Consider the following 17515-nt stretch of genomic DNA (forward strand, 5'->3'; position numbering starts at 1 on the left):
TCGATCACTCGACACCAAGCTTCTTTCGCAGCTCAGCGTTTTCCGCCCGTAGCTTGCCAACAAGCTTCTTTCGAAGTCGGATGTTCTCTTGCTCAAGATCGATCAGTTCGGAAAGGCTACTTTCGGTCTGAATTTCTGCCGGCTGTTGAAGCGGTGGTGGCTTAACGCTTGCCGCTTTTTTCCACAAGTAATAGGTATTCTCGGAGATACCCATGCGCGTGGCGGCTTCTTTCAAAGTCAAACTGCCATCACCGACAAGATCCGCGATCTTTGCCAGCTTTGCGGTTTTCTCTTCCTCTGTATGACGCGCGGCACGCGGAGCTTTATGCCCAGTGTTCGCCTTCGCGGAAGAAGTCGGCTTCTTTTGACGGGCCGCCTTTACCTTCTTTTCGTCGCCCGCCTTCACCTCTGGTGCGGCAGGAACGTTGTCTTCGTCAATGTTATTTTCGGCCATATGTTTCCATCTTTGGCAGCGAGTCCATCAAACCTGATCAATTAGATACTCTAGGAACAGCTTCTCGGCAACCGTATGACTTTTCGCGCCATTACATGGCACCCAACGCATGCTACGTGGCCGGCATGCGATCTGGCAGGTCCCAGTAGGGGCGCGGCAGGGATCGAATTTCAACCGGGTACGTGTTTGACGTGGGTCAACGTATGGTGGAAATCGCCGCGTTGTCGCCTGATGGGCCTTAACGCTCGTTCCGCCTGCGATTTCATATAGGATGTGATGCTAGAGGTATTTGAACAAGTTGGCAGCGGCGTCGACGCCTGCTGTCGACTTTGCAGCTTGCGCAGGCGCTAATACACGGGATGTACATATTATGGAAGGCCAAAGTACCCTTCGCGATCGGTTTGAACAGCACAAGGAACGGCTCAGTCGCTCTGAATTGGCTGTTGTCGAATATCTGCTGACGACGCCGATGGATGTCCTCGTTTTCCAAAATGCCGAGGAAATCGCTGCGCAAAGTGGCACAAGCGATGCGACCGTGATTCGAGCGGCGCGGAGGCTCGGCTTCAGCGGCTTGCCGGAATTGAAAAGACTGTGCAGTCGCGCCATGGCCAAGAGTATTCCAACTGCCGAACGGCTCTTGCAGCGGTTCCGGGCTACGGGTGATGATCTCGTATCAATCAAACAGCGCGTTTTTTCCACTGTGCACGAGATCATGGAGTCTTGCGAGGAAAAGCTGGACCTTGCCGAGATCTCCCATGCCATGCAGCTCCTGGAGCAAGCCGATACAGTCTGGTGTATTGGGATCGGCAGATCGGAAGTCGAGGCATTGCACGGAAAGATTGCGCTCAGCCGAGTAGGTTTGCGCGCCCGGCATACCGGTGCCGCGGGCTTTTCTCTCGCGAACGAACTCATCGACCTCCGTGCCGCCGACGTCGTCGTTATTTTCCACGCGGCGCGCGATACGCCAGAATTTCGCCTCGTCATCGAGCATGCCGCAAAGCTTGGGTGTGGCGTGGTGCTGATCTGTGGCGTGCAGCTCACGGATTTATACCGGGACAGGGTCTCGGCGGTTCTTACGTGCGTTGGTTCAGCGACAGGTCTTGCGAGTTGGACACTCGGAGCTATCGTCGTATTGGATTTGCTGGCCTATGGTATCGCGGCCCGCAACCAGGAAAGAGCGGTGGCAACGCGTAGGGGCCTCGCCGATCTGCGCGGACGTTTGCCGTAAGGTCCCGTCTAGCTCATCTGGGCATCCATAAAAAATATGAGTGCAGCAGTAATGTTTGTTGAAGTGCATGCTTCAATAATGTAGTAGCTCCGACACGGCTGCTTGTTGCGGTCGCTTTCATTTGCCTGACGGGGCTCTACATGACGATCATCCGAAGTCCGAGACGCTAACGTTTGCAGACATGTCGGCTGCCAATGCGGTCGAAGCTCGCAGCTCGTCATCACTTCCATCTCTAGATCTCCACCCGGGCGATGAACCATCGCGCGGGGTGTCGGCACGTTCTTTTCAATCGGGGGACAGATGTTTCGCAATCGCCACTTTGTCAGGTCAGCGCTGCTGGCTTCCGCTGCACTCATTCCGGCACACGGGTTTGCCCAAGACGCAGGCACGGGCGGGGCAACACGCCTTGAGGCCATCACCGTCACGGGCAACTGGCTGGAGGAGCCGAACAAGGAAAAGATGCTGAAGCATCCCGGGGCCCGCACGATCGTCGACAAAGAAGAGTTCGAGGAGCGGGGCGCGATGGATGTTCGCGACGCGCTCAACCAGATTCCGGGCGTGCAAGTGCAGGAAAGCAATGGTACAGGCGGCAGCGACGTTTCGCTGAACCTTGGCGTGCGTGGCCTTACCTCCAGGCTTTCGCCGCGCTCCACGGTGCTGATGGACGGTATCCCTCTGTCCTATGCGCCTTACGGCCAGCCGCAATTGTCGTTGTTCCCCCTCACGCTCGGCAACGTCGAAGCGATCGACGTCGTGCGTGGCGCAGGCTCTGTGCGCTACGGCCCGCAGAATGTCGGCGGCATCATCAATTTCGTCACGCATCCGATCCCGGATGAGTTCACCGCCCGGATTTCCTCCGGTGCCGAGGCCAATGGCGGCGTGAAGGCGACTCCCAGCCTGTTCGTCGGCGGCACCAACGACGACGGGCTAGGTGCAGCACTACTTTACTCCGGCATTCACGGCGAAGGCTATCGCGACGACAACGACCGAACCGACATCGACGACCTGATCCTCAAGGGGAAGTATGAGCTCACGGACACCGACACCATTGGCCTGCAGTACCACCACTATAGCGGCGAGGGCCGCATGCCCGGCGGCCTTACGACTGCGGAGTATGCCGAGGACCCCTTCCAGTCGACGCGTCGCTATGACGAGTTCAGTGGACGCCGCAACGACATCTCGCTGCGCTATCAGCATGACGACGGGGAGAACAATTTCGAAGTGCTCGGCTACTATGTGAACTCCTTCCGCGGAAGCCACGTCGAACAGCAGGGCACTGGCAGCAATGCAGGCCGATACCGCCTGACGTCCGCTCCGCGCGATTACGAGTATTTCGGCATCGAGCCACGCTACTCGCGCCTTTTCGAGCTCGGAGACACCACGCACGAAGTAACGGTCGGCTATCGCTACCTCTGGGAGGAGAGTTCCGAAGTCGCTGCGCGGACAGGCTTCTACACGCGCGCTTCCGGTATCAATCCATACGATCTGCCGATGAACACCTACCAGACGAGCGAGGGCGGCACGACGGCGCATGCCGTTTACATCGATGACAAGATCGGCATCGGAAACTGGACCATCACGCCCGGCATCCGCTACGAGATGATCAGCACAGACAATACGGTCACGGATCTTGCCGGCGGCGTGGTGACAGGCAAACGATCACCTGAAATCAATGCTAGCGAGCTTCTCCCCACACTCTCTGTTGCCTATCAGGTCAATGACGTGTGGAGCGTCTTTGCCAATGCCGGGGTTTCCTTCGGGCCGCAGCAATACAGCCACCTGGCGTCGACCACGGACGGCCTGCATCCGGAAAAGGCAAAGACCTACGAAATAGGCACCCACTACGAAGGCGATGCCCTGAGTGGCGAGTTGACCGCCTTCTTCATCGATTTCGACCAGGAACTCTATCTGAGCCGCAACATCGTCGGCGAGGGGCTATGGACCGATCTCGGCGCCACCAAGCACCAGGGCATCGAAGCGGCGGCCCGTTATGATCTGGGCAGCCTCAGCAACACGCTCGACGGCCTGTCGCTCTACGCGAACTACACCTATACCGAGGCCACCTACGAAGCCGGGCCCTTCGCAGGCCGCGACCTTCCTTTCTATTCCCGTCATTTCGGCACGATCGGTGCGAGCTACCGCTACGAGGACTGGCTGTTCAACGCCGATCTGTCGGCCCAGTCGAAGCAGCGGTCGCCTGGCAATGCCGTCGAGGGTGCGACCTACGTGGAGGAAGAGGATGCGACCGGGCGTCTCGGCGACATCCCGGGATACGGAACGGTGAACCTCCGACTGGCCTACCAGCCAGAAGGCAAAGAAAACGCTCCCAAACTTGCCTTCGGAGTCAAAAACCTTCTCGACAAGGAATACTTTACGCGCTCAACAGACAACAACGGCGGCAAGTTTGTCGGACAGCCGCGGACCTTCTTCGTCAATGCGTCGATCGCGTTCTGATCAACAGCGGTGCGCCGGTCCGGCGCAGCAAGACCAATATGGAGCCGGATAGCCCAATGAGCAGCCTGACCCGCCGCGCCTTCAGCCTCGCCGTCGTGATTGCGGCCGTCACCGCGGCCTCCTTTGCCAAGGCCGGGGACGGACCACGTACCATCGAGCATCGGCTCGGCACCACGGAGCTTGGCGGCAAGCCGCATAGGGTCGTCGCGCTGGAGTTCTCCTTCGTCCAGGCACTCGATGCGCTTGGTGTCGTGCCGGTCGGCATTGCCGACGACAACCAGCCGAAGCGCATCGAGCAACTGCTTGGCAAGACGATCGAATACGCCTCCGTCGGAACTCGCCTGGAGCCCAATCTCGAACTGATCAGCAGCCTTGCGCCGGACCTGATCATCGCCGACGAAATCCGGCATTCGGCCATCTACCAGCAGCTTGGTTCCATCGCCCCGACCATCGTGCTCAACAGCTGGGAAGGGGACTATGAAACCATCAAGACCTCAGTCGTCACCATCGCCGATGCTCTTGGAGACCGGGCGCGGGGCGAACAGACGATCGCCGATCACGAGTCGCGCATTGCCACCCTCGTTGCCCGCATTCCCAAAGGTGAACAGCGGCGGATACTGCTCGCGGTCGCCACGCCGGATTCCATGAGCCTGCACACGTCCGCTTCGTTCACAGGCTCTGTCTTCAAAGCAATGGGGCTGACGCCCGCGATCGATTCGAGCGATGCCGTTGAAAGCGGCGCGGGCCTGGAGCGACTTGTCTCGGTCGCTCCAGATATTCTGCTGGTCGCCACCGATCCGGGCGGTACCGTCCTCGACCAGTGGCAGGACAATGCCGTGTGGAATGCCATCCCCGCCGTCAAAAACAAGATGGTGTTCGAGGTCGATCGCAATCAGTTCGCACGGTTCCGCGGTCTCAAAACTGCGGAGATGATCGCCGGCGAAATTCTTGCCAAGGTCTATGATGCCAACTGAGCGCCGCTCGGCGATGACGGAGAGCGAATGAACGACCGCGCGCGCCATCCCGTGCTGATCGCGGCGCTCGGTCTGGTCCTCCTGGCTGGCGTTCTGGCTGCAGGTGTTTCGTTCGGCGTGTCCGGGCTTTCCGTCGGGCACGCCTTGCAGCTGCTGTTTTTTCCGGATGCTTCGCCCGAAAGCGCGCTCGTTTGGGACGTCCGTCTGCCGCGGGCCTTGCTGGCCATGCTCGTCGGAGCAAACCTCGCGATCGCTGGCGTGCTGATCCAGACTCTGACCCGAAACCCTCTGGCTTCGCCGCAAACTTTCGGTATCAACGCCGGTGCCTCGCTCGCCATCGTCGCCTGTCTCATCGCCTTTCCTTCGCTCAAGGGGGCGGGCACTGTCGGGCCTGCTTTTGCCGGCGCCGCGGCGGTCGGCCTCGCCATGTGGGCGCTGTCGATATCCGGGGTAATGAACGAATTGAAGCTGGCACTTGCCGGTGTCTCCATTCAGCTAGTGCTGTCGGCCCTCGTCCAGGCGATCCTGATCGCCAACAATGCCGCGCAGGACATCGTCTACTGGCTGGCAGGTTCTCTGAGCGCCGCGCAATGGCCGAAGGTCTCGCTGATCCTGCCCTTCACCCTCGTTGGCGGAGGCGTTGCTCTCACGGGCGCGCGGCATTTCAGTGTTCTGGCCCTCGATCAGACGACGGGCCTCTCGCTCGGGCAAAATGCCAAGCGTACCGGTGGCGTCGCCGCTATCCTGATTGTCTTGCTCGCGGGATCGGCCGTGGCCGTATGCGGACCGATCGGTTTTATCGGGCTTCTCGTTCCGCATATCGTTCGCCGACTTGCGGGCGGGGATATCGCGGTCATCCTTGTGCTTTCTGCCATCGTCGGACCGCTGCTGCTTGGCGCGGCAGATCTTTTCGGCCGCATCGTCGTCTTCCCCGCTGAAATGCCTGCGGGTGTCGTCACGGCGCTCATCGGGGCTCCGGCCTTCCTGCTCATCCTCTACGGCAAGAGGACCCGATGAAGGATGCGCGCGAACACCGCGAAGGTCGGCGTGCCGCATTCGTCTGCGTCTTAATTCTGTTGCTCCTTTGCCTAGTGTCGCTGCTCGGCATGGTGATCGGTGCCGTCAAGCTGAGCGTCGGCGATGTGATGGCCGCTTTCGGCGGCGGCAAAAATGCCTTCATCGTCATGGAATACCGCCTGCCGCGCGTCGCGATCAGCATCCTGGCCGGAGCCGCCTTCGGTCTTGCCGGCGTCTTCCTCCAAGGGGCGCTGCGCAATCCGCTCGCCTCTCCCGACGTAGTCGGCATTACCAAATGGGCAGGGCTCGGCGCCTTCTCGGCTGGGCTGATGACCCCTCCTGCCTGGTCCGCATGGGCGATCCCGCTTGGTGTGATGGCCGGGGCCCTTTTCGGAGCGCTCGCCCTGCTTGTGATCGGCCGACGGTTCGGTGGCAGCACCACGGTGCTTGCGTTGACGGGCGTCGCGCTTGGCATGTTCGCGCAGGCGCTGATCCAGTATGCCATGGTCCTCTTCCCCAGCCGGGCGGAACAGTCGATGGTTTGGCTCGCCGGAAGCGTCTACGGCAGCACCGGAGCGGATGTCTCAGCACTTTCGCTCTGGCTTCTCCTATGCCTGCCGTTCGTGTTGATTGCTGCCGGCCGGTTGGACGCGGGTGGCTTCGGTGACGATACGTTGACAAGCATCGGACTTGCGCCGTCGCTGCTTCGCGGCGGGCTGATCCTTGTTTCGGTTCTGCTCGCCGGTGGCGCCGTCGCGGCCGTCGGCAGCATGGGTTTCCTCGGGCTGCTCGCGCCGCACGCGGCTCGTCTGGTGGTCGGAGCGCGGAGCCGATACCTGATTCCCGCAAGCGCCCTTCTCGGGGCACTGGCGTTATCGATCGCCGATCTGGCCGGACGCGTCGTTGCGCTTCCCAACGAGATTCCGGCTGGCATCGTCGCAGCCGTCATCGGTGGTCCCTACCTCGTCTTCCTGTTGTTGAAGGAGAAGAGCCGAAATGATTGAGCAACATCCCGCGCGACTCTACTGCCGGAACCTCACGGTCGGCTACGGCCAGGCGACGGTCCTTAAGGATGTCGACGTCACCATCCCGGACGGCCGGATCACGGCGCTGATCGGCGCCAACGGCAGCGGCAAGTCGACGCTCCTGCGTACGCTCGCCCGCGTCATCCGACCTTCGGGCGGAACGGTCTATCTCGACGGCCAGTCGATCGCAGCTTTGCCCAACCGGACGATCGCTCGAACGTTGGCGCTCTTGCCGCAGAACCCGGTTTCGCCTGACGGCCTCACCGTGCGCCAGCTATGCCGCTTCGGTCGCCACCCGCATCGCCATCTCCTCTCCAGACTTTCAAAGCGTGACGAGGAGATCATCGAGCAGGCGCTGGCCATCACCGATCTCCTGCCGCTCGCCAACACGGATCTTTCCCGTCTTTCCGGTGGTCAACGTCAGCGGGCGTGGATCACCATGGCGCTCGTTCAGGAAACGCCGCTCCTGCTGCTCGATGAGCCGACGACCTATCTCGATATCGCGCACCAGCTGGAGGTGCTCGAGGTCCTAAGATCGCTGAACAGGGAGCAGGAGCGGACGATCGTCATGGTGGTCCATGACCTGAACCACGCGGCGCACTATGCCGACCATGTCATTGCGGTCGTGGACGGGGGCATCCACGCGGCCGGGCCGTCGGCTGAGATCCTGACGCCTGAGCTAATTAGGGCCGTATTCGGGGTGCAAGCCATGGTCATCCCGCATCCGGTGGAAGGCAGCCCGCTCTGCATACCCTTGGTGCGGCTCGCCAAAGGGACAGCGTAACCCACAACGGACGCACTGTTTATGCAATCGCCGCCTTAAGCTCAGGTCCTTGTACCGGTCGGACCAACCCCGTGCTCACTACAATTTGTCTCAAAGTCTTGGCCAAGGCGGCGAATTCCCGAGCGTGGGGGTCACTGCGCCTCCACGCAAGTACGATAGTTCGACTGTTGTCCGCGCCGGAAACAGGCAAATAGTCGACAGGATCGCTTCTGCCTGCCGCGAGCGCGGGGACGATCGTGCAACCTTCGCCAGCAGCGACCATGTATTTCAATGTCTCTAGACTCGTTGCGTGCCGCTTTCCGCGTTTGAGAGTCGAACAAGCTGCTAACGCTTGGCCCTGAAGACAATGCGCATCATCAAGAAGCATAAGGTCGTAAACCCTCGGCTTATCCGACTTTGGCACAGCAAGCATAAAAGGCTCTTCGAACAACATTTCGCTTGATAGGAGCGGTTCGTCGAAGGGAAATGACAAAAGGACACCGTCCACGGACCCCGAAAGTAGCTTACGTATTAAATCGTGGGTGAAACCTTCCTCCAGTCCGAGACTTAGCTCAGGGTAGAGTTGACGTACCTGGGGGAGCACAAGGGGAAAAATGTACGGGCCGAGCGTGGAAATTGCTCCTAGCCTTAGTGCACCTCCGAACTGAAGGTTGGACTGTTCGGCAAGATTGATTAATTTGCCGGCCTCTGCCAGCACTCGCCTTGCTTGCTCAACAAAACGTTGTCCTTCTCGAGTGAGAAAGACCCGCCTTGTCGTGCGTTCAAAAACAGTGATCTTGATGCTGCCCTCAAGCTTCTTGATCTGTGCGGAGAGCGACGGTGGGGCTACACGACATTGCTTGGCTGCGCCGATAAAGCTGCCGTTGTCAGCAACTGCAACGACGTACTCAAGGTCCCTCAGCGAAAGATAGTTTACATTGGTCATGAAAAGCCACCGGGTCGTGGCCGACACAAGCCACGCCGCACCATTTCTGTGAGATCGCTATAACAGTCACGTCGTCTCGTAGCATCGTCGGTAGCGCATGTTGGCTGAAATCCGGGTCGGTTTGGCAGGATTCCTCCTGCAGCCCTGCAAACTCAGATGCCTCGGAGCCAAACGGTAGCTTACGAAAAGAAATCGTCGGGGGACTCCCCCGACGATCCAGCCTTCGTTATGACCCAACGCTTCAAAGTCCGTTCAGGCGCTTCAGTGCCTCTGCTACACCTCGCCCGTACTCAGGATCGGCTTTTGAGCAGTTCTCGATATGACGGTTCTTGACCTCTGTCCTAGCATCGCCCATTGCGCGAGCCGTGTTGTCGAACAACGCCTGCTTTTGTGCCGATGACATCGAACGGAACAGATCCCCAGGCTGCTGGTAATGATCCTCGTCTACCCTGTGGTCCCAGTGGTCGGCGGCTCCATTGATTTCAAGCGGTGGCTCATTCAAAAACGATTGATCGCGCCACTCGCCCTTGCTGTTCGGCCAATACGACGGCGTGCCCCCAAGATTTCCATCGGTCCGCATCGCGCCATCCCGGTGGTAGCTGTGATAGGGACATTTTGGCGCGTTGACGGGAATTTGGTGATGGTTCACGCCCAATCGGTATCGAGCGGCATCGCCATAAGAGAACAGACGGGCTTGTAGCATCTTGTCAGGCGAGAAGCTAACACCTGGCACCACATTGGCTGGTGTGAATGCAGCTTGTTCTATTTCGGCGAAAACATTCTCTGGATTCCGATTGAGTTCGAAAATGCCGACTTCGTGCAGCGGAAACTGCTTCTTCGACCACACCTTCGTCAAATCGAAGGGATTGAACGGGTAATCTTTCGCATCTTCGTCGGTCATCACTTGGATGTACATTTTCCAGCGCGGGAATTCACCACGCTCGATGCTCTCGTAGAGGTCTCGATGGTGGGATTCACGGTCTCGGCCGATGACATCGGCTGCAGCTGCATCAGTTAAGTTTTCGATGCCTTGCTGTGTCCGAAAATGGAATTTGACCCATGTGCGTCGGTTCTCAGCGTTGATGAAGCTGAAAGTGTGGCTTCCGAAACCGTGCATGTGCCGATAGGATCGCGGAATTCCGCGCTCGCTCATTACGATTGTCACTTGATGGAGCGCTTCCGGAAGAAGCGACCAGAAGTCCCAATTGTTATCCGCCGACCTCATGCCCGTTCGCGGATCGCGTTTGACGGCGTGATTGAGGTCCGGGAAGCGCAGAGGGTCGCGGAAGAAAAAGACTGGAGTATTGTTGCCGACGACATCCCAATTGCCTTCCTCCGTGTAGAAGCGGAGGGCAAAGCCGCGAATGTCGCGCTCGGCATCAGCGGCGCCCCGTTCGCCTGCAACGGTGGAGAACCGGGCCAAGACCGGTGTCTGCTTGCCGATCTCAGAAAATAGCTTGGCCCGAGTGTAACCGGTCACATCCTTGGTGACGGTGAACGTACCGTGTGCGCCGGCGCCTTTGGCATGCATGCGCCGTTCGGGGATAACTTCGCGATCGAAATGCGCGAGCTTTTCAATGAGCCAAATGTCCTGCAATAACGCTGGGCCCCGAGGACCGGCGGTCTGGATATTCACATTGTCGCTGACAGGGGCGCCGTTGGCATAGGTCAGCGGCGGTCGCATTTCTTCGGTCTTCATAGTGTGCTCCGTTTCGATTTCGCAAACCGTGCCACCAATCCGATCGATTTAAAATGATAACAAAACTACTTGATTATGAGGTAATCCGTCACAATCGAATTCTGACGGCGTTTGGCGGATTTCCAGCCCTAGTTGGCAGGTAAAGGGCGCCCACGCGAGTTGCTTGAGGATCGCGAGCCGTCGATCCTATTGTCAGCGGCTTGATCGTCGCTTCGGCACAAAAGTGCCGCCACCCTTTAAGTGATGAGGTAAACCCATGAATAACGAGCCGAAGGTAGTTGCTGGCATTAAGGTTCCTGACAGCGCGATGGCGAAAGCGGCAACGGAGCTGGTCCGGGACACGGAAACGGATCTTCTTTTCCACCATTCCAGCCGCGTTTTCTTGTTCGGTGCTCTAACAGGAGAACGCAAACGACTCAAATACGACCCCGAGCTTCTGTACATCGGTGCGATGTTCCACGACATGGGCATCATGGATCAATATGCCAGTGACCACGATCGATTTGAAGTCGATGGAGCCAACGCAGCACGCGACTTCCTATCAGCCTATGACGTTACCGAGCGCGATGTTGATGATGTCTGGGACTCGATTGCACTCCATACAACTCCGGGGATCCCTCAGCACAAGCGCCCGACCGTTGCGCTCGTGACCGCGGGTGTCGAAATGGACGTGCTCGGCATCGCGTATGATGAGTTCACCGAGGCGCAGCGTCAGGAAGTATGCGCCTGCCATCCGCGTGGCCTGAAGTTCAAGCACGGCATCGTATCATCGTTTTGCCTGGGCACGATCCGCAAACCGGAGACGACGTTCGGCAACGTCAAAGCGGACGTCCTCAGTTACATGGATCCAACCTACAAGCGCGAGAACTTCGTCGATATGATTTTGAACTCGAAGTGGGAAAGCTGATCTGCAATCTCAGCGGATCAGGAATTGATCTCGATACTGAGTTGGAAGCAGGCCAAGTCGCCTGAGGAAAACCTCTCGCATACGCTTCGGATTGCCAAATCCACATTCGTGGGCGATGACTTTCAGTGGCTTTCCGCTTCCCTCTAACATTGCGCGCGCCGCGTCGAGGCGCGCGCTTTCGACAAATTGCGCCGGCGTCGATCCTGTAGCCGCGACGAACGCTCTCGCGAAATTACGCTCACTCATCGAGCTGGCGGAAGCCAGCTGTGCCACGGAAAGCTGGCGGCTTAGATTTGCCATTACGTAAGCGGTCACGCTTGCAATTGGCGAGCTGGGGTCCGAGGTTACCTCGATATACGGACTGAACTGCGACTGGCCGCCCTGTCGCTGCGCTACTACGACCATCCGTTTCGCGACCGCCAGGGATACTGCGGGTCCATGGTCGTCTCGTACTAAAGCCAAGGCTAAATCAATTCCCGCCGTGACTCCAGCCGATGTCACGAGCGGGCCGTCTCGCAGGTAGATTCGGTCGAAGTCAACATCAGCGGCCGGAAAGCGGTTCGCCAGGTGTCGGGCATTCTGCCAGTGTGTCGTGACCTTGCGCCGATCAAGGAGCCCCGCTGCTCCCAGCAAAAAAGCGCCGGTGCATACGGAGCCATACACAGCGCTCCGCGAGGCCAGACGTCGCACGCAATGCACAAGTTCTTGAGCAGGTTCTCGGGTGGGAAGCGATGGCCCTCCTGGGACGAGGAACAAGTCGAAGGGGCCTTGAGCTTGTCCATACGAGAGGTTGGAGCCTAGGATCATCCCGTTCGAGGCATGGACCTGGCAATTCTCTGGCCCTATTAGACAAATCGTGTAGCCAGCGCTCTCTTCAACGAATCCGTTTGCTTCAGCGAAGACATCGAGCGGACCGGACACATCGAGGGATTGGACACCATCGAAGACGAGCATTCCAATACTCTTGGTCAATGCAATACCCCAAATTCGGAAATGCGCATCTCGGTGTTGCTCGTTACTTCGGCACGAACAAGGTCTCATATGCAATCAGTTACGACGTGCCAACAAATTTCTGAATCTTAAGGTTCTCCGAGGACGCCACGGAATGCAGGACCCCACGCTCTTTAATGTTGCGCAGCAAATTGGGATGCGAGCCACCGCGCAGAGATGGCTGTCGGGTTGGGTTGGCCCCGTTAAGTTTTGGCCCGAGACAACGAATAACTGCTCGGCTGAGATCTGCGCCACCCTGGCAGGCCTCCTATCGGGAAGCATCCCGACGGCAAAAAAGACGCCGAGCAATTTGCACGGAGCTCGTTCAGATTCTCAATATGATTATCTTCCCGTTCGCATGGGAGTTTTGATTCCGCCATTGCTAGCCAAGCCTTCAGAAACGATGGGAGCAGCAAATGGCGACTGATAGCACCTTGAAGAAGTATGATACGCTGATTGTCGGTTCGGGTCCGGGCGGTTACATTGCCGCTATCCGTGCAGCGCAACTTGGGATGAAAGTCGCGATCGTGGAACGCGAGCATCTCGGGGGAATTTGCTCGAATTGGGGATGTATTCCGACCAAGGCGCTCCTGCGCTCATCAGAGATCTTCCAGTACGCCAAGAACTGTGCCGAGTTTGGTCTCGAATTTGATGGATCGATCACACCAAACCTCTCGAAAATTATTGCGCGCTCTCGTGGCATCGCCCACCGCATGAATAACGGTGTCGGGTTCCTTCTAAAAAAGAATAAGGTTGATGTTATTTGGGGAGAAGCAAGGCTGACAGCCCCTGGAGAAATTGTTGTTGTCGGGAACGCTAGGAATCCAGTTGAGCCAGTCGGCCCCGTACCTCGGCAAACGCTGGGTGCCGGCACGTACTCCGCCAAGCATATCATCGTTGCCACCGGTGCCCGTCCCCGCGCGTTGCCCGGCATTGAGCCGGACGGCCGCCTGATTTGGACCTACTTCGACGCACTGAAGCCTGACTCGTTACCCAAATCACTTATCGTAATAGGGTCAGGTGCGATCGGGATCGAATTCGCCAACTTCTACTGCGCTATGGGCACGCACGTGACAGTCGTTGAAATGATGGACCAGATTCTGCCGGCGGAAGACGCCGAGATAGCTACTCTGGCGAAAAAGCAATTCGAGCGTGCTGGCACTGAATTCCTCCTCGGAGCAAAGGTCGTCCATGTCGACAAAGGGGCGGTGTCCGTGACCGCTACCATCCAAAAAGGGGACGGAACGACTGTCGAGATCACAGCCGATAGAGTGCTGTCTGCAGTCGGGGTTCAAGCAAACATCGAAAATATCGGCCTTGAAGCTCTGGGCGTGAAGACCGACCGCGGTTTCGTTGTGACGGATGGGTACGGCAACACGAATGTACCGGGAGTATACGCGATCGGCGATGTGGCTGGCCCTCCGCTGCTCGCGCACAAGGCGGAACATGAAGCGGTGCTATGCGTGGAAAAGATCGCGGGACTTCCGAACCTTCATCCGATCGACAGGAAGAAAATCCCTGGGTGTACCTACAGCCACCCGCAAATTGCCTCGGTGGGTCTTACGGAAGCCAAGGCGAGAGAGCAGGGACACGATGTTGCTGTCGGCCGCTTCCCATTCGTGGGGAACGGAAAAGCGATCGCACTCGGTGAAGATCAAGGCCTTGTCAAAACCATTTTCGATAAGGTGACCGGCGAACTCCTGGGTGCCCATCTGGTTGGCGCCGATGTCACCGAACTCATACAAGGATTTGTAGTAGCCATGAACTTGGAGACGACGGAAGAAGAGCTTTTTCATATGGTGTTTCCTCATCCGACGATTTCGGAAACGCTCAAGGAAAGTGTGCTGGACGCGTACGGACGTGCTCTCAATTCATAAAAACCATCTGACGGCGCCGGTGCCCCCGCAAGTCCACAGGCGGGGGCCGCAGCCAACTCTTACCTCAGGCGGCTTTGCTTTCGTCAATTAAATGCGACATATCCGGCCCGACTGGGACGATGCCTGAAGGATTGAGCGCCTTTATTGAGTAGTATCCTCGTTTTATCTGTTCGAAGTCGACCGCCGATCGGACATCGGGATTTGACAATATCCGCCGAACATACGTCGTGAGCATTGCGAAATCAGACATGGGCCGAATGTTACATTTGAATAAGCCATGGTAGACGCAATCAAATCGAACGAGCGTTACGAACAGGCGAATGTCGCATTCCGTGAGTTGGTTTCCGAAAAGAAAGGGTCCCCCAAACGTTAATCGGGCCTCGAGTTCCTCGAGAGAGTTAAAGATATCTTCGCAGGCTGCATTGTAGTCAGCCTGGGTAGTTGCATACCCGGCTCTGTAGACGCCAAAGTTCAGGCTATGGTGTAAATCAGTAGCAAGTTGATCGATCTCTGCACGAAACTCGGCGGGATAGAGATCCACCTTGAGATCCCCGAAATTCTTGAATCCGGTGGTAAACATCCGCATTATGTCGGCCGATTCAGTGCTGACGATCTTTCGGCGCTTCTTATCCCACAAAACCGGAACGGTGGCCCTTCCCGAATACGATGAGTCCGACATAGTATAAATTTCGTGAAGGTGCTCTTTGCCATTTATGCTGTCGGCTCCAGGCGCAAACCTCCAGCCTTGGGGAGTAAGTTCAGATTCAACATAGCTCACCGAGACACACTGCAGTTTCCGAAGGTTTCGTGCGATCAACGCTCTAGTCGCAAAAGGACACAAGAGTGCCACGTACAGATGGTACCGTTCAGGCTCGGCTTGATAGCCACGGTCCCCGACCGGCCCGGCTTCGCCGTCCTCAGTGATCCAGTTGCGAATGCCGCTTGTTGCTTTTGGCGTCTTCTTCGTTACCCAGGCTGGATGCCAATCGCCCTGCCACTTTCCATTGACTAGCATTTCTTCCCTTTCCGAAAATGAAATGGGGACTACTCAGTAGTACCCTGCGTTTCGCATCACTTGGTCGATTTCGGTTTGAGAGCGTGCGAGCGCTTCACGATCCGTGATGTCGCCCGATAGCGCTGCGAATATCAAATCTCCAAGAATTCTCTCAATGAGCGCGTACTCGGGGATCGGAGGGCGTGGCCACCTGTGAAGCTTGTTTTGCTTTGCTAATCTGTCGACCATTCTCACTATCGGGGTAGTCGCGGCCGCTTCTGGATCGGCTGCAACGCTGAAGCGAGGCGCTACCGGAAATCCATTCTTCACGTGTTCCTTCATCGCAGCCGGCGAGGTCATCCATGAGATTGCGTCAAACGCCAGTTGCGCACGCTCAGGCGAGACGTTTTTCGGTATCGCAAGCAAAAACCCCCCCACCGGACTGAGCGTTGGTCCCCGCGAACCGTGAGGAAGAGGAAGGTATTCCACCTTTCGCTTCACGGTTGAGCGGATGTCATACTCGAAGCGTGCCGCCCGCATTGTCCAACAATAGATCATTGCCGCGCTGCCATTCAGGAAGCGCTCCAGGGCACTGTTCCAGTGAGTTTGAAGAATGTCCGGGGGCGAGTATTTTATCAGGCGATGCATATAGGAAAGAGCTTCAAGCCCTTGGACGCTGTCCACGCGCGGGCGATACATTTCCGGGTCTAGGCGGCTGTAGTCCAAAAAAAGCTTGGAAGACGGAACGTTCAAAACCCCTCCTCCGCAACATGCCATGAAGAACATGAAGCTTGAGGCGACAGGCATCCCCCGCGCAGCATCCCAAACGATCCCCGAAATCCCGCGCTTTGGCTGATGCAACTTTGCAGCCGCCTCCAAAACCTTTTCGAAACTCCCAGGTGTTGGGAGGTTATGCTCGTCAAAAAGATCCTTGCGTATATTCAACGTTTCAATCGTCGAATAGATTGGCACTCCGAATTGCATTTCGGACCACGTACCGGTGGCCCAGATGTCGGGGTGGAAGTCGAGTTGGTTTATCCCGCTGTCTTTGATGAGATCGTCCAAGGGCCGAACGATGGACTTGTGCGACATTTCTCCCAACCACGGAACGTTTATGGCGACTATGTCGTACGAACTTTCCGCTTGGGCTGAATTCTCAAGGATTTCTTCGCGGAGCGCCGGTAGTCGAAGGAACTTAAAGTTGCTTCGCGCGGACAAGCCGCTGCGAAAGTCTGTCCACATGTGTGACATGGATGCGAAGTAATTATCATCATGCAACAAAAAGCGGATACTTCCTTCCTTCTCACTCCTGTTCTCGATAAGTTTAAGCGGGGGGATCACCTGTCCCTCCATGTACGAGCCACCAAAGTAATATTCTTCGGGATCCGTGCTCGACCTCACTCCTAAACCAAAGGTCGCTGCTAAAAGCACCTTGATCTTAGAGGCGTAGTTCGAGAAGTCGTCTCTTAGGCACTGGCTCGGTTTGAGGACGTACGAGCTTCCATATTGGCGTTTCGGTACTTCAAGTATCACGCCTTCCTCAATCAGCTGACTTATTTTGCGCATTGCACTTGGGAACGGAATATTGGCGGATTGCGCCAAAGTCGACTTCGTAATTGCTTCGCCTTTGAGGGTGGCTTTCATCAGACAGAGGAGGATGTTCCAATAAGCATCAGGCCGGGCCAGTCCGATCCCCTCGTCATAAGGGGCTCGGATCTTCTCCAGGAAGGAAATAATTCTTAGTAGCTCATATTCCGTCATAGGCTTCGTCGCTGTGTTTTCCGGCAGCTTAACGCAAGGAGCCCGCAAATATCGAGAAGTTTCGCGGCTACGACTGTACCTGCGGACTGCAACACCGCACTCCGGGAGCGAGACCTTAAAGGATTGATTTTTCGCCGATCTCTTTGAGTAAGAGGAGGGGGCCACTGGGTCGGCTAACCGGCCTCACTATCGCCAGGAGGCAATAAGGCGCCGGATCTTGTTCAAGCAGGTCTTGGCACGCACTGCTGTAAGTATTTCCCTCACGTCGCTTCAGGCTGGCCATTGCTATCCTCCTGGTCTTGCAAACATTGAATCTGGCGTGCCAGGCGGCGCCTTTGAAGCCGCAATCCTCTCAAAATGAGATTCGAGCATGACAGCGATGGTCGCCGACGTGCTGTGAGGCAAATTTCTATGGGAGCACTAGCC

At 57.3% G+C, this 17515-nt stretch carries 15 protein-coding genes; 9 read left to right on the top strand and 6 right to left on the bottom strand.

The features are described 5' to 3' along the window. Positions 1-4 precede the first annotated feature (4 nt). A complete protein-coding gene (locus tag LAC81_RS26185; RefSeq protein WP_223730043.1) occupies positions 5-454 on the bottom strand; it encodes a transposase in 450 nt (149 codons plus the stop codon). A gap of 370 nt (positions 455-824) precedes the next feature. On the opposite strand from LAC81_RS26185, the gene LAC81_RS26190 reads away from it, so the two are divergent. From LAC81_RS26190 to LAC81_RS26215, 6 genes are all read left to right on the top strand, one after another. Then, a complete protein-coding gene (locus LAC81_RS26190; protein WP_223730044.1) occupies positions 825-1682 on the top strand; it encodes a MurR/RpiR family transcriptional regulator in 858 nt (285 codons plus the stop codon). Positions 1683-1982: 300 nt separating this feature from the next. Continuing rightward, positions 1983-4136: a TonB-dependent receptor family protein gene (locus tag LAC81_RS26195; protein ID WP_223730045.1), complete on the top strand. Its 2154-nt coding sequence runs from the start codon at positions 1983-1985 to the stop codon at positions 4134-4136. Between the two features lie 56 nt (positions 4137-4192). Then, positions 4193-5110: an ABC transporter substrate-binding protein gene (locus tag LAC81_RS26200; protein ID WP_223730046.1), complete on the top strand. Its 918-nt coding sequence runs from the start codon at positions 4193-4195 to the stop codon at positions 5108-5110. Positions 5111-5137: 27 nt separating this feature from the next. Further along, entirely contained in the window at positions 5138-6127 is a 990-nt protein-coding gene (locus LAC81_RS26205; protein WP_223730047.1) for a FecCD family ABC transporter permease, read from the top strand. Beyond that, positions 6124-7131: a FecCD family ABC transporter permease gene (locus LAC81_RS26210; protein WP_223730048.1), complete on the top strand. Its 1008-nt coding sequence runs from the start codon at positions 6124-6126 to the stop codon at positions 7129-7131. The genes LAC81_RS26205 and LAC81_RS26210 overlap by 4 nt, the downstream gene beginning before the upstream one ends. Further along, a complete protein-coding gene (locus LAC81_RS26215; protein ID WP_223730049.1) occupies positions 7124-7936 on the top strand; it encodes an ABC transporter ATP-binding protein in 813 nt (270 codons plus the stop codon). Before LAC81_RS26210 ends, LAC81_RS26215 begins: the two co-directional genes overlap by 8 nt. A gap of 19 nt (positions 7937-7955) precedes the next feature. Here the strand turns inward: LAC81_RS26215 and LAC81_RS26220 are convergent, their stop codons facing one another. Then, positions 7956-8861 carry a LysR substrate-binding domain-containing protein gene (locus tag LAC81_RS26220; protein WP_223730050.1) on the bottom strand — a complete coding sequence of 302 codons (906 nt, stop codon included), beginning with the start codon at positions 8859-8861 and terminating at the stop codon, positions 7956-7958. A 241-nt stretch (positions 8862-9102) separates the two neighbouring features. Then, positions 9103-10560, bottom strand: coding sequence for a catalase (locus tag LAC81_RS26225; protein WP_273700211.1), 1458 nt, complete (start codon positions 10558-10560; stop codon positions 9103-9105). Positions 10561-10816: 256 nt separating this feature from the next. Between LAC81_RS26225 and LAC81_RS26230 the strand changes: the two genes are divergently transcribed. Next, on the top strand, positions 10817-11467 hold the full coding sequence (locus LAC81_RS26230) for an HD domain-containing protein (RefSeq protein ID WP_223730051.1): 651 nt from the start codon (positions 10817-10819) through the stop codon (positions 11465-11467). A 9-nt stretch (positions 11468-11476) separates the two neighbouring features. On the opposite strand, the gene LAC81_RS26235 is transcribed toward LAC81_RS26230, so the two are convergent. Beyond that, positions 11477-12421: a GlxA family transcriptional regulator gene (locus tag LAC81_RS26235; RefSeq protein WP_223730052.1), complete on the bottom strand. Its 945-nt coding sequence runs from the start codon at positions 12419-12421 to the stop codon at positions 11477-11479. Between the two features lie 151 nt (positions 12422-12572). Here LAC81_RS26235 and LAC81_RS26240 point away from each other — a divergent pair, with 151 nt between their 5' ends. Together LAC81_RS26240 and lpdA are read left to right on the top strand one after the other, a co-directional pair. Further along, positions 12573-12884 carry a hypothetical protein gene (locus LAC81_RS26240; RefSeq protein WP_223730053.1) on the top strand — a complete coding sequence of 104 codons (312 nt, stop codon included), beginning with the start codon at positions 12573-12575 and terminating at the stop codon, positions 12882-12884. Continuing rightward, positions 12874-14334 carry a dihydrolipoyl dehydrogenase gene (lpdA, locus tag LAC81_RS26245; protein ID WP_223730054.1) on the top strand — a complete coding sequence of 487 codons (1461 nt, stop codon included), beginning with the start codon at positions 12874-12876 and terminating at the stop codon, positions 14332-14334. Before LAC81_RS26240 ends, lpdA begins: the two co-directional genes overlap by 11 nt. 64 nt (positions 14335-14398) lie before the next feature. Here lpdA and LAC81_RS26250 read toward each other — a convergent pair whose 3' ends face one another. Together LAC81_RS26250 and LAC81_RS26255 are read right to left on the bottom strand one after the other, a co-directional pair. Then, the gene (locus LAC81_RS26250) at positions 14399-15349 is read right to left on the bottom strand and encodes a glutathione S-transferase family protein (RefSeq protein WP_223730055.1); all 951 of its coding nucleotides are present in this window, start codon (positions 15347-15349) and stop codon (positions 14399-14401) included. Between the two features lie 33 nt (positions 15350-15382). Then, entirely contained in the window at positions 15383-17089 is a 1707-nt protein-coding gene (locus tag LAC81_RS26255) for an extracellular solute-binding protein (RefSeq protein ID WP_223730056.1), read from the bottom strand. Positions 17090-17515 lie beyond the last annotated feature (426 nt).

It is taken from the genome of Ensifer adhaerens (genome assembly GCF_020035535.1).
Taxonomy (GTDB): domain Bacteria; phylum Pseudomonadota; class Alphaproteobacteria; order Rhizobiales; family Rhizobiaceae; genus Ensifer.

Bases quoted from the DNA above. Each gene is read 5' to 3' on its own strand.
- LAC81_RS26230 (WP_223730051.1), top strand. From the start codon at position 10,817: ATGAATAACGAGCCGAAGGTAGTTGCTGGCATTAAGGTTCCTGACAGC.
- LAC81_RS26255 (WP_223730056.1), bottom strand. From the start codon at position 17,089: ATGACGGAATATGAGCTACTAAGAATTATTTCCTTCCTGGAGAAGATC.
- LAC81_RS26235 (WP_223730052.1), bottom strand. From the start codon at position 12,421: ATGCTCGTCTTCGATGGTGTCCAATCCCTCGATGTGTCCGGTCCGCTC.
- LAC81_RS26210 (WP_223730048.1), top strand. From the start codon at position 6,124: ATGAAGGATGCGCGCGAACACCGCGAAGGTCGGCGTGCCGCATTCGTC.
- LAC81_RS26190 (WP_223730044.1), top strand. From the start codon at position 825: ATGGAAGGCCAAAGTACCCTTCGCGATCGGTTTGAACAGCACAAGGAA.
- LAC81_RS26240 (WP_223730053.1), top strand. From the start codon at position 12,573: ATGCAGGACCCCACGCTCTTTAATGTTGCGCAGCAAATTGGGATGCGA.
- LAC81_RS26200 (WP_223730046.1), top strand. From the start codon at position 4,193: ATGAGCAGCCTGACCCGCCGCGCCTTCAGCCTCGCCGTCGTGATTGCG.
- LAC81_RS26250 (WP_223730055.1), bottom strand. From the start codon at position 15,349: ATGCTAGTCAATGGAAAGTGGCAGGGCGATTGGCATCCAGCCTGGGTA.
- LAC81_RS26225 (WP_273700211.1), bottom strand. From the start codon at position 10,560: ATGAAGACCGAAGAAATGCGACCGCCGCTGACCTATGCCAACGGCGCC.
- LAC81_RS26195 (WP_223730045.1), top strand. From the start codon at position 1,983: ATGTTTCGCAATCGCCACTTTGTCAGGTCAGCGCTGCTGGCTTCCGCT.
- LAC81_RS26185 (WP_223730043.1), bottom strand. From the start codon at position 454: ATGGCCGAAAATAACATTGACGAAGACAACGTTCCTGCCGCACCAGAG.
- LAC81_RS26205 (WP_223730047.1), top strand. From the start codon at position 5,138: ATGAACGACCGCGCGCGCCATCCCGTGCTGATCGCGGCGCTCGGTCTG.
- LAC81_RS26220 (WP_223730050.1), bottom strand. From the start codon at position 8,861: ATGACCAATGTAAACTATCTTTCGCTGAGGGACCTTGAGTACGTCGTT.
- lpdA (WP_223730054.1), top strand. From the start codon at position 12,874: ATGGCGACTGATAGCACCTTGAAGAAGTATGATACGCTGATTGTCGGT.
- LAC81_RS26215 (WP_223730049.1), top strand. From the start codon at position 7,124: ATGATTGAGCAACATCCCGCGCGACTCTACTGCCGGAACCTCACGGTC.